Source organism: Mesorhizobium helmanticense (genome assembly GCF_003034915.1).
Classification (GTDB): Bacteria; Pseudomonadota; Alphaproteobacteria; order Rhizobiales; family Rhizobiaceae; genus Mesorhizobium; species Mesorhizobium helmanticense.
The window spans coordinates 109,944-122,058 of sequence record NZ_PZJX01000002.1; the positions used below are offsets into that span (position 1 = coordinate 109,944).

Sequence of the window (12,115 nt, forward strand, 5' to 3'; positions counted from 1 at the left end):
CACTTGCTGCCCCTTCAATGCCGAAACGCAGGCTTCAATGACAGCAGCCTTGCGCCGGTTGTGCGCTCGTCCTGCACAGACAGGACGAACTGATCGGCACGTCCGCCTTGGCGAGCGCGGCGGCAAGCCTGGTCTGCAGGGCGGGTAACTCCTCAGTCTCGCGGCGCAGTTTCAGGCATTCCACCAGCCCGTGTAGCGCCCATACATTGTTCGGATGCTGTGCGCAGCGCTGCACTGCGCCGCTTAGGCCGAGATCGTCGCGGTAGACCTGCTCGGCCTCTTGCGCGAAGCCCTGGTCCAGCAGCAGCGCCGCCAGCGCATGGCGTGGCGGGTGCATCCACGCCCAGGGCTCGGTGTAGGACAGATTGTCGTCCAGCTCGACCGCTTGCCGCAGATGCGCATAGGCCTCATCATGGTGGCCCTGGTGATAGGCGAGCTCGCCATCGAGCAAAGCCGCGCCGACGGCCAGCGAAGCCCGTGTCGGGTTGCTGAGGAAACGCCGCTCAGGTGGAATACGCGCCAGATGCCGATGGAACCGTTCGCGTTCCTGCTCTGCCCTGGAAAAATCCCTGAGCGTGGCATGCGCGACGCCTTTGGCGTAGTGCTGCATGGCCGTGGTCAGGAGGTAAAGCTCAGGCTCGTCATCCATCGGTTCGTCGACGATCTCCTGCCAGCGGCCGAAGCGCACCAGCACATGCGATTTCATCGCATGGTAGCCTTCCACCGTCTGGGTGAGCTTTGGCCGGTCCGGGATGCTGACGACGTCGCGCGTCACCAGGCTGCGCACCTTGTCGGCGGCCCACAGCGCCGGCCGGTACTGGCCAAGCAACATGCAGGTGAACATCATCAGATGCAGGTCGTGGCCGCAGCCAAGCAGATAGTAGGTGGGCTGATCCGCATAGGCCAGATAGAGGTCGTTGGCGCGAACCGCCTTTTCGCTGGTCAGCTTCGCCTTCTCGTATTCGCCGCACAGCACGTAGATATGCCCCGGCATGTGGTTCATGTGCCCGGCATCGGGGCACATCGTGCCGAGCAGGTCGGCCGAGCGCATGCCGCGCTCCGGCATGGTCGACATTTCCAGCAGGTGGATGTGAAGGTGGACGATCGCCGGGTGTGGTGCCGCACCGGCCTCGTCGGCGAGCCGGATCGACCGCTCGCAAACCTCCAGCGCTTCCAGCACATTCGAATTCGCCGCGGGCTTGCCGGTCTTGAGATCCCACAGACGCCGCACGGTGCGCATCATCAACGCCTCGACAAAAAGCGCCATCACATCATGATCGTCGGGAAAGCTTGAGTAGACCCGCCGCATCTCGATGGCGTAGGCATCGTCCCATTGCTCGAATTTCGGCGGGGCCGAGACATGCGGCTCGGGGAAACGGCAGGCCAACGCCTCGATCAGACGCCTTTCCACATCGCTGGCGCGAGCGGCGTTGGCGCGCGCAAGCTGGACATGCTGGAAGCAGCGCCTGGCCGCCCGGTTGGCCTCGGCCTCGCCGTGCTCCTTCCAGGTCAGATTGTAGAAAGGCCCGGCGGCATAGGCGATGCCCCAATGGACCATCGGACAGTCGGCGTCCGTTTCCAGCGCCTTCTCAAAGCACTTGATGCCTTCCTCGTGGTTGAAGCCGTAGCACCAGTTGAGGCCGATATCGAACCAGCGCTGGGTTTCCACTGAGTGGGTGGAGATAGGGCGGCGATAGGCGCCAAGGTCGAAGCGATCCATGAATTCTCACGCAATTGCCGGCGAGCCCGAGCCGGATTCATCTGCGATCAATTTGTGCTGAATGCGCATGGCAAACACAACCGCCGTGAGGTTGCCGGAGAAGCGGCCTCGATGGACGGCCTTGCGACGCGTTGGTGCACCGGCCCCGCCTTGGATTGACGCGTGACACTTTAGCTGCAAGGTATATTAACGTTTTGTTTACCAAAAAGTTGGTCTCGGCAGGACCTTGGGGGGCAATTTGGAAACGTTTCTGGGTGCGAACCGCCTTAATTGGGATGATCGGGCCGAACTGCATTCGACCGACACGACGGGCAGCTACCACATCGAAAATGTGCTGGCAGGCGGATCCAATCTCTATGAGCTGGAGACGCGTGAGGTCGGTGATATCATCGGCAAGGACATCGTCCATCTGCAATGTCATATCGGGCTCGACACGATCAGCTTGAAGAATCTGGGCGCGGGCAGCGTGACCGGCCTCGACTTTTCGCCGACCGCGATTGCAGCGGCACGGGATTTTGCCGCGAAGGCAGGTACAGATGATGTGCGTTTCGTGGAAGCGCCACTGTTCGAGGCAGTCGAAGCGCTCGGCCGAACCTTTGACATCGCTTACGTTACCTGGGGTTCGGTAAACTGGCTGGACGACGTGTTCCGCTGGGCGCGGGTGGTTGCCGATCTCCTGCGGCCCGGCGGCCGGCTATATCTGGCCGAGGGCCATCCCCTGATGTTCCAGTGCGACCGCAAGGCTGCGGCGCTGGAGTTCAAGCACGACTGGCGAACGCCAATAGCGCGGCCGCTCGCATGGAACGAGGAACGGACCTATACCGGCGACGATCGTGTCTTGAAACATCCTCGCTACTATGAGTGGATCCATCCGGTCAGTGACGTGGTCAACGCGCTGATTGCAGCCGGGCTGACGCTTGATTTTCTCAATGAGCACGACATGGTTTCGTGGCAGCACTTTTCATTTGCCGTGAGGGCCGGCAAGGATATGTACGGCTTGCCGGAGAACTCGCCTAAGATCCCGATGGCCTATTCCATTGGCGCGACGAAGCGCAGCGTCGGCAAGATACCATATCTTGTTACTCCCAAGACGATTGAGGGCCATTAGGGCGACGTGCGTCCATCTTTCGGGCCGATGCGATAGTCCTGCCATTCCAGTTTGCATTGTCATCGCGGGAGCTATGCTCCTTTCCGAGCAAGCCGCTAGTCAGTATCTTCTTCATGTCGATCCGCTTCGCGGTCGCGCAGCGGCGGTCCTTTCGAGCGCCCATAGACAGCCCGTAATCCTTCAGAAACGTGCGGACGGTAGTGTCGGTACCTTAGCCGGCGTCGGTGACAACAAGCGGCTGGGATCTCGGGTGGAGCCGCAAGTACGTTCCAGCGCTCAGCCGCCAGCGTTAGAAAGTGCAAAAGTTTTAGGACGAGTGAAGGTCAAAATTAAATACTTGAAAGCTAATATTCCACCATCGGATCGGTCCGTGAACTCGACTGGCAGCTGAGGAATCGCCTATTGGCTCTTTTCCGCGCTAGGTTCGGCGGTGTTAAAAAGGCTGTGTTTTCGCCGGCAAATATTCCGGCGGCAGTGGCCGTGCTGGTTATTGCCATTAGTGCGGTATTCGCGGACCACCAGAACAAGGTCCTCTCGGACCAGGCCGCTCGCGCGGACGTTCTGGCCAAGGTCAATCTTATCCGCGCCAAGCTTGAAGGTAACATCAACGGAAACCTTCAACTCGTGCAGGGACTGGTCGCGGCGGTCGTGACCGAGCCCTATATGGGACAGCAACGCTTCGCCTCGCTCGCGAGCAACCTGCTTGGCGGGGGCTCGCAATTGAAGAACATTGCCGGCGCGCCAGATCTGGTCATTTCCCTGATGTACCCGATGAAGGGCAACGAGAAGGCGCTGGGCCTCGACTACCGCAAGGACGAACGGCAGCGTGCGGGCGCGCTGAGGGCGCGGGACGAACGCAAGCTCATCCTGGCCGGTCCCGTCGATCTGAAGCAGGGAGGGCAGGGCTTCGTCGGTCGTATTCCGGTTTTTGTACCGAGCGCGGGCAACACCGAACGGTTCTGGGGCATCATTTCGGCCGTTGTCGACGTGCAGCGCCTTTACAAGGCGAGCGGCCTGCTTGACGATGATCTTGGGATTGACATAGCGCTGATCGGCAAGGACGCTCTCGGTCCAGCTGGAGATCAATTCTTCGGCAATGAGCGCGTCGGCAAAAGCCATCCGGTGACGGCCGATGTTCTGCTCCCGTCCGGTTCATGGCGGATCGCAGCCATTCCCAAGGATGGCTGGCCTGCGACGCCCGCCAATGCGTGGTTCTTGCGCGCAATCATGGGGCTGGCCGGGGCGCTGGTTGTGATCCCCTTCCTGGTTACGGGTCGCCTGATTGGCGAGAGACAGCGCAACTATGCGGAACTGCGTCGATTGTCGAGACGCCTGGAGCTCGCTCTCGAAGCGTCGGCTATTGGCGTTTGGGAACACGATCTCGCCACCAACGAACTGACGTGGGACGATCGCGTCAATGAAATATACGGCAAGCCGACTGGTGAGGGCCGCGGCTACACGGACTGGGCGGGAGCAATCCACCCGGATGATTTGGCTGGCGCCAACGCCGATTTCGACAAGGCGATGGCCGACGGCGGACCATATTTGTCGGAGTACCGGATCATTCGTCCGGATGGCGAGATTCGTCATGTTCGATCCAAGGCGATTATTTACCGGGTCGCCGACGAGACCCCGAAGATGATTGGCGCGGAATGGGATGTGACAGCCGATGTCCTGCTGAACAAGGACCTCGTTCGCGCAAAACAGCTTTCCGAGTCAAAAAATGCCGAACTCGAGTCGGCCAGGGCGCGCATAGAGCACATCGCGCTGCACGATTCGCTGACCGGCTTGCCCAACCGGCGTTACCTCGACCAGGTGCTGGAAGACTACGCAGCCAGCGCCAGGCGCTCCGGCGGGCATGCGGCACTGCTTCACATCGACCTGGATCGGTTCAAGCACATCAACGATACGCTTGGCCACGCCGCGGGCGACGCAATGCTTGTTCACGCGTCGACTGTCCTGCGGTCCAAGGTCGATGGTGAGGGATTTGTCGCTCGCATCGGCGGAGACGAATTCATCATCCTGTGCGTGGTGCATGACGATATCAAGCAACTGGCGCAGCTCGCCGAGCGCGTCATCAGCCAGATGCGCGAGCCCGTCTACTATCAGGGCCACCGATGCCGTTTTGGGGTGAGCGTCGGAATTGCAGTCGACAGCCGAAAAGATATCGAAGCCAAACACCTGCTGGTTAATGCTGACATCGCGCTTTACCGGGCAAAGAGGCGCGGGCGCAATCGATACGAATTCTTCACCGAGGCAATGCAAAGCGAAATCGTCGACACAAAACGGATTGCCGACGAAATTCTCGGCGGCCTTGAGCGCAACGAGTTCATTCCCTTCTACCAGCCGCAATTCGACGCAAAGACGCTCGAAATTGTTGGGGTTGAGGCGCTGGCGCGATGGAAACATCCGGCGAAGGGCATTTTGGCGCCCGATATCTTCCTGAAGACCGCGGAAGAACTGAATGTCGTCTCGATCATCGATCGAACCATACTGGAGCAATCGCTCTCGGATTTCAAAGCGTGGTCCGCCGCGAATATTCGCATTCCGCGGGTATCGGTCAACGTTTCGGCGCGGCGCCTTCAAGATGACCAACTCATAAAGAGTTTGAAGAAGCTGCATATCAAGAAGGGAACAGTTTCGTTCGAGCTCGTTGAGTCAATTTTCCTTGACGAAAACGACGATTTTGTCAGCTGGAATGTCGAACAGATAAAAGAACTCGGCATCGACGTGGAAATAGACGATTTTGGTACTGGTTATGCCTCGATAGTCAGCTTGCTCAAGCTGCAGCCTCGCCGGCTGAAGATAGATCGCCAGCTGGTCATCCCAATTGTCAAATCGCCGCAACGAAGGCAGGTCGTCTCCTCGATCATTGAAATCGGCAAGTCCCTGGGTATCGAGGTCATAGCCGAAGGTGTCGAGACAATGGAGCATGCGCGGATACTCAAGAGCCTGGGCTGCGACATACTGCAGGGTTATGCCTTCGGGCGTGCGTTGGATTCCGACGGGCTAAAGGCCTTTATCAGCTCTCGACGTCTGCGCGTGGCCAGCTGACTGCGCCCACCCTGGAGGGATCGGACGAACGGCTCCGGCTGGGTAGAGGAAGCGTCCGCCGCCCTCGTGGCTCCGGCCTCATCATGCAGCGATGGGATATTCGAAACTTCTAATTTGATGTATGCTTATCTTTCGGCATGGAGGCGGGGGGTCTCTGGCATGATTGATTCAGAGGTGTTCGACTTTGTCGAACGCTGCAGGAAGCACACAGCGGCAGGGCCGCTTCTGGGCGACCTCCTCGAAACCGTGAAAAACCTCGGCTTCGAGCATCTGATCCTAAGCGGGGTTCCGCTCAGCGGTCAGAAACTTGCGCCGATGGTCGAGCTGAATGGTTGGCCCGCGGGCTGGTTCGAGCGCTACGTCGAAGCCGAACACGCCGCTGTCGACGGGGTCTGCATCTATTCGGCAAAGACCCTGAAGCCGTTCTTCTGGGCCGATGTTCCCGCAAAATGGGCCGACACGGACGATTCCCGGCGCGTTGCCGGTGAAGCGACGGAGTTCGGCATAGCGAGCGGCTTTGCGGTGCCGATGCTCAGCGTCCACCATTGGCAATCCGTGCTGTCATTTGCCTCTGCCGCAAAGTCCTGCACTCTATCGCCGCGCCAGCAGGTGCAACTGGTGACGATGGCGGTTTATGCTGGCATGTCGATCCAGGCCTTGTCAGATGACGATGACGGCGAAGGCCTGCTGACCGACCGGGAAAGGGAAGTGCTCTTGTGGGCCGCGGCCGGCAAGACCTCGTCGGAAACATCCCAGATCCTCGGCCTGACCGAACGCACCGTCAAATGGCACTCGACGCGGGCTCGCGAGGCTTTTGGGGTCGCCACGACCACGCAAGCTGTCGTTGAAGCGGTGCGCAGGCGCCTGATCCACCCCTAGAGCATGATCCCGCAAAGTTGCGGACTTTTCGGACAAGATCATGCGAAAAAACAAAGAGCTAGAGCAGGACGGCCGTCCTGCTCTAGCTGCGTCAACTGTTCGATCGGACAGGTGACGTATATTAGCGCGGCTGCGACTATCCACCCGAGAACGATCGGGGGGTCGCGCCATGATAACCGCTCACGTAGTCAATGCGCATAACAAGCACCTCTATGAAAACGAATTCGACGAGTTTTTGCGCCGGCGGCACGATTTCTTCGTGCACCAGAAACATTGGCGCCCTCCAAGCCCGGATGGTCGCGAGCTAGACCAGTTCGATACGGATGCAGCGACGTATCTGCTCGGTATCGAAGACGGTCGCGTCGTGACTTCGGCCCGATTGATCCCAACGAGCGAGCCGCACATGGTCTCGGAGGCCTTTTCTCACATGTGCGAAAAATCGGGCGTCCCGCGACGCCCCGACTGGGCCGAATGGACGCGCACCTTCGTCGTTCCCGACAAACGCTCCACCGGGCTGCGCGGCACGCTGACACAACTGTGCTGTGCGGTGATGGAATACGCCCTCGACGAGGGCCTCAGCGCCGTCGGCGGCGTCCAGGAGACGTATTTCATGCCCCACCACGGCGCGCTCAAATGGCGGGCCGAGCCGATGGGTATGGCCAGGGAAGAAAACGGCGAGTGGTACATCGTTGCGTATATCGATGTGAATGAGGCGGCGCTGGCGAGTGTGCGGAAGATACTTGGGATTGAGCATTCGCTGCTGGTTCGGCGTGGGAGGCAGGTGCCGTTCATCGAAAGCAACGAGAACTTACAGCGTCTATTTGCCTAGCAACAATCGATCTCGGGAGAAAGAAATGAAAAAGGCGCCGGTGCGGGGGACGTGCTGGAGCGAAGCTTCCGCGGTGGCGACTTCCTGATAGCGGTGGCCGGGCGGCATGAGCGACCAATAGGACGCACGCAGCCGGCCTTATCTAGTTGAATCCCAGAACATATCGATTTGAGCGGATCGTACTTTCCCTGATCGGTGCCTTGGGCGACGCTTCATTTTTGCCAGCCGGCCAATTCTGGAAGGTCGTCAAGCCAGCTTTTCTCCGTCATCGAGACCTCGCCGGCCTGCGGCGCAGCCTCGGCGGCGTTCTGAATGAGCCAGTCCACCCACTTACGATAGGCAACCGGGTCGAGTTCCGGCGGCAACACCTTGGCCTTGGCCAGCATGCGTTTGCGGAAACTGACCTGCCTGCGCAGCTTGGTGGTCGTGAACTTGATTGCCTTGCCTTGGTATTCAACCGTCCAGCGCCCATCCCCGTGGCTGGTCAGCCTGTCGATGGCGAATCCGACATCGACCGGTCTATCCCGCCAAGGAAGCTCGGTGGCATTCTTCCTCAGATCGAGTGCCCATCGCCTGTAGTTGGCGCCGGCACGCTGGGGCGGCAGCACGCCAGCCTGTTCGAGTATCTTCCTGCGGAAGGTAGCCTGCTTCTTGAGCTGCCCGGTCGTCAGTTCGATGCGATGCCCACGGAATTCGACGTGCCACCGGATCCTGCCGTTGCCGAAATACTTCACCAACCTGTCGATGACGAACTCGTCATCGGAAAGCATCACGCATCCCTGCCTGATGCTGTTGAGAATGTACTGGCTATCGGTGGGCATGAAGCGGCCTCGCGCGGGAATCTGTCACGAAGCTTAGCCAGTGGCACGCAGCAGCGGCCACCAATCTTTTCGCCCCGGGAATCTTGCCGACGCAAAAAAACGAAACGGTCCAGGATGTCCCATTAAATGTTTGTTTTTCTTATGTAATTTTTGGCTGGGGAACCTGGATTCGAACCAGGACTAACGGAGTCAGAGTCCGTGGGTCTACCGTTAACCTATTCCCCAGCAGGCGTGGTTGAAGAAAACCGCGCGGGCAGGGCGGCGATGTCGCCGCGCGTGCCTTGTAGCCGCCGCCGGAAAATAGTCAAGCCTGCCCGGCGTTTCAATCGCCACGTTTCGTCAGACGGGCTCGCACGCCAGGTTCAGGGCCCGGCGTTCAGGCCCGGACCACCTGGGGAGACGTGTCCAGCACCTCAACCCTCACCCCGCCCAAACTGCGAACGCTCGAAGAACAGCACGACGCCGAGCGCGATCAGCAGCGGGATTATCAGATAGAACAGTCGGAACACCAGCAGCGCGGCCAGCACGCCGACCGGGTCCATATGCGACAGTCCGGTCAGGAACACGACCTCGAACACGCCGAGCCCGCCCGGCGCGTGCGAGATCTGGGCGACCGAGAACGACACCAGGAACACGCCGAGCACGACGAAATAGCCGGGATTGCCTGATGCGGGCAGGGCGAAGAAGATAATCGCCGCCGCCGCCAGAAGCTCGACCGGTCCGATCAGCAATTGCCGCGCCACGATCGGCAGCGCCGGATAATGGACCTGAAAACTGCCGATCTTAAGCGGCCTGAGATGCAGCCAGCTCCCAAAAACATAGGCCGCCACCAGGATCAGCATGACGAGGCCCGCGGCGATCGCCAGGCCATGGTGCGGCGCGCCGGAAAAGCGGTCGATGATCTCGGGCTCGAAGACCAGCACCAGGCCGGAGACGAGGATCGTCGACAGCACGAAGGTGATCCAGCAGATCGCCACCAGGATGCCGACATCCTGCCCGGTCAGCCCCCTTGTGCCATAGGCGCGGTAGCGGATCACGGCGCCGGAGAACACCGAGCCGCCGATATTGTGCGACAGCGCGTAGGTGGTGAAGGAGCAAAGGGTGACGAACAGCCACGACACTTTCTTGCCGATATGCAACAGCGCGATGTGGTCGTAGCCGGCCAGCGCGGCATAGGCGATCACCGAGCTCAGCGCCGCGAGCACCCAGCCGCGTGCCGGAATGGCCACAATGCCGGCCCAGACGTCGTCGAGCGAAATGCCGCGCAATTCGTGCCAGAGCAAAAACAGCGAGAAAATCACCGCCGCAATGCCAACGACCGGCCAGAAATAGCGCCTCCAGTTCATGGCGTGTTCGTCATGCGTTGCAGCCCGATACCCTTTTCCGGTTCGCGACTGGTAAGATCGCCGACGATTCCGGATGTTCACCCCTCCGTTTCAGAAATGCCTTATTGAAGCCGGCTATTCAACCGGCAAGGTCTGCTCTTGGTGCCGCAGTCTCGTGCGGGCTGGCAAAATTCGCCCGGTCCGCTCTTGGTGATCTGGCGCGGCGCTGCTAGTCTGACGGCAACTTGAACACATGAAAGCGCCTGCTGCGTCCGGTCTCCGGTTCGCGCGGCGCCGGAAGGAACTGAAGTGGAAGACCACGACACCGGCGCCGGCGCGCCGGCAGTGGGCGTGTCCAGGGCTCCGCCGTCAGGCCAGGCAAGTCCATCCGTCGGACGCCTTGATCGTCAGGCGGGCGCCCGGCCAGGGCATGCCGAGCATCAGGGCGAGCAGCCGAAGGGCAAGGCCAGGAAGCGGCGCAAGCGCCGTCGCGGCCGCAAGGTTTTCGCCCGCGACGACAATCACGCGATAGTGGTCACACCATCGGCGGCGGTCGCCAGCGCCCCAGCCAGCCGCCCGCAAGAGACAATTGCTACGCCTCCGGCTTCGCCGGCGCGGCCGGAACTTCGCCGTCCGCAGCTGCAGGAACTGCCGGTGTTTGCCGCACTCGATCTCGGCACCAACAATTGCCGGCTGCTGGTCGCGGTGCCGACGCGCCATGGCCAGTTCCGCGTCATCGACGCATTCTCGCGCATTGTCAGGCTGGGCGAGGGGCTCACCGCCAGTGGCCGCCTCGGTCAGGCGGCGATGGACCGCGCGGTCGAGGCGCTCAAGATCTGCGGCGACAAATTGCGCGGCCGCAACATCAGGAAGGCCAGGCTGATCGCCACCGAGGCCTGCCGCACCGCCGCCAACGGCGTCGAGTTCCTGGAGCGCGTCGAACGCGAGGCCGGCCTCAAGCTCGAGATCATCGACCGCCAGACCGAGGCGCGCCTGGCGGTGTCCGGCTGCGGCTCGCTGGTCGAGCGCGACACGCAAGGCGTCGTCCTGTTCGACATAGGCGGCGGCTCCTCCGAAATCGCGCTGATCGATCTCACCGGCCACCGCTCGCCGCGGCTCGCCAACCATATCGTCTCGTGGACGTCGCTGCCGGTCGGCGTCGTCTCGCTGGCCGAACGCTTCGGTGGCCGCACCGTCACCCGCGAGATCTTTGCCGCCATGGTCGAGGATGTCGCCGTGCGCCTGCACGCCTTTGACGGGCGCGACCGGCTGAGCCATGTGCTCGCCAGCCCGAAATTCCATTTGCTTGGCACCTCGGGCACGGTGACGACGCTCGCCGGCGTTCACCTCGACCTGGAACGCTACGATCGCCGCCGGGTCGACGGGCTGTGGATGGACCGCGACAGCGTCGACCGCATGGTCGAAAAACTGGTCGGCTGGGATTTCCAGCAGCGTGTCGCCAATCCGTGCATCGGCGCCGACCGCGCCGACCTGGTGCTGGCCGGCTGTGCCATTCTGGAAGCGATCCGTGCCGTGTGGCCGTCGGAACGGCTGCGCGTCGCCGACCGCGGCCTGCGCGAAGGCATATTGAGTGAATTGATGGCCGATGACGGGGCCTGGCGCAGCAGGGGCCGGCAATGACCAAGAAACCGCAGAAGCCCGGTACCGCCGGCATCCGCGTGCTGAAGACGCGCATCAAGAAGAAAAGCGGCCTCAAGGAATCGTCGCGCCGCTGGCTGCAGCGCCATATCAACGATCCCTATGTCCAGCGCTCCAAGGCGGACGGCTACAGATCCCGCGCCGCCTACAAGCTGATCGAGATCGACGACAAGCACCATCTCTTGAAGCCAGGCATGAAGGTGATCGACCTGGGCGCGGCACCCGGCGGCTGGTGCCAGGTCGCCGCCGCGCGCACCAGATCGACGGCGGACAATCCGCATGTCGTCGGCATCGATTATCTCGAAATGGACGCGGTGCCGGGGGCACCGGTGCTTCTGATGGATTTCCTCGATCCGCAGGCGCCGCAAAAACTCGCCGAGACGCTGGGCGGCCAGCCCGATATCGTGCTCTCGGACATGGCCGCCCCCACCACCGGCCACAAAAGGACCGACCACATCCGCACCATGTATCTGTGCGAAGTGGCGGCCGATTTCGCGCTTTCGGTGCTGAAGCCGGGTGGCCATTTCCTGGCGAAGACCTTCCAGGGCGGGGCCGAGAACGAGTTGCTCTCACGGCTCAAGCAGAATTTCCGCTCGGTGCACCACGTCAAGCCACCGGCCTCGCGCGACGAGTCGGTGGAGCTTTATCTGCTGGCGAAGGATTTTAAGGGGTAGGCTGCTTTAGCTTTAGAGGTTGGCGGGACAGCACCCCCTCTGGCCT

The 12,115-nt window shown here is 61.3% G+C and carries 9 protein-coding genes and 1 tRNA gene; 6 read left to right on the forward strand and 4 right to left on the reverse strand.

From position 1 onward, the window contains the following. Positions 1–34: 34 nt before the first annotated feature. On the reverse strand, positions 35–1,720 hold the full coding sequence (locus tag C9427_RS00610; protein ID WP_107647302.1) for a hypothetical protein: 1,686 nt from the start codon (positions 1,718–1,720) through the stop codon (positions 35–37). A gap of 238 nt (positions 1,721–1,958) precedes the next feature. On the opposite strand from C9427_RS00610, the gene C9427_RS00615 reads away from it, so the two are divergent. The 4 genes from C9427_RS00615 (at position 1,959) to C9427_RS00630 (ending at position 7,590) form a co-directional block, all read left to right on the forward strand. Continuing rightward, positions 1,959–2,828 carry a class I SAM-dependent methyltransferase gene (locus C9427_RS00615; RefSeq protein WP_107647318.1) on the forward strand — a complete coding sequence of 290 codons (870 nt, stop codon included), beginning with the start codon at positions 1,959–1,961 and terminating at the stop codon, positions 2,826–2,828. 474 nt (positions 2,829–3,302) lie between these two features. Then, positions 3,303–5,882: a bifunctional diguanylate cyclase/phosphodiesterase gene (locus C9427_RS00620; protein WP_107647319.1), complete on the forward strand. Its 2,580-nt coding sequence runs from the start codon at positions 3,303–3,305 to the stop codon at positions 5,880–5,882. A gap of 159 nt (positions 5,883–6,041) precedes the next feature. Then, complete coding sequence (locus C9427_RS00625) at positions 6,042–6,761, forward strand: LuxR family transcriptional regulator (RefSeq protein WP_107647303.1); 720 nt, start codon at positions 6,042–6,044, stop codon at positions 6,759–6,761. Between the two features lie 169 nt (positions 6,762–6,930). Continuing rightward, complete coding sequence (locus C9427_RS00630) at positions 6,931–7,590, forward strand: acyl-homoserine-lactone synthase (protein WP_107647304.1); 660 nt, start codon at positions 6,931–6,933, stop codon at positions 7,588–7,590. Positions 7,591–7,802: 212 nt separating this feature from the next. Here the strand turns inward: C9427_RS00630 and C9427_RS00635 are convergent, their stop codons facing one another. The 3 genes from C9427_RS00635 to C9427_RS00645 all read right to left on the reverse strand — a co-directional run bounded on the left by C9427_RS00635 (position 7,803) and on the right by C9427_RS00645 (position 9,757). Then, on the reverse strand, positions 7,803–8,411 hold the full coding sequence (locus C9427_RS00635; RefSeq protein ID WP_107647305.1) for a hypothetical protein: 609 nt from the start codon (positions 8,409–8,411) through the stop codon (positions 7,803–7,805). Positions 8,412–8,562: 151 nt separating this feature from the next. Next, a tRNA-Gln gene (locus C9427_RS00640) sits at positions 8,563–8,636 on the reverse strand. A 188-nt stretch (positions 8,637–8,824) separates the two neighbouring features. After that, on the reverse strand, positions 8,825–9,757 hold the full coding sequence (locus C9427_RS00645; protein ID WP_107647306.1) for a lysylphosphatidylglycerol synthase domain-containing protein: 933 nt from the start codon (positions 9,755–9,757) through the stop codon (positions 8,825–8,827). A gap of 288 nt (positions 9,758–10,045) precedes the next feature. On the opposite strand from C9427_RS00645, the gene C9427_RS00650 reads away from it, so the two are divergent. Both C9427_RS00650 and C9427_RS00655 read left to right on the forward strand, forming a co-directional pair. Next, positions 10,046–11,377, forward strand: a complete 1,332-nt coding sequence (locus C9427_RS00650) for a Ppx/GppA phosphatase family protein (protein ID WP_107647307.1) — start codon at positions 10,046–10,048, stop codon at positions 11,375–11,377. Then, positions 11,374–12,069 carry an RlmE family RNA methyltransferase gene (locus C9427_RS00655; RefSeq protein WP_107647308.1) on the forward strand — a complete coding sequence of 232 codons (696 nt, stop codon included), beginning with the start codon at positions 11,374–11,376 and terminating at the stop codon, positions 12,067–12,069. Before C9427_RS00650 ends, C9427_RS00655 begins: the two co-directional genes overlap by 4 nt. Positions 12,070–12,115: the final 46 nt, after the last annotated feature.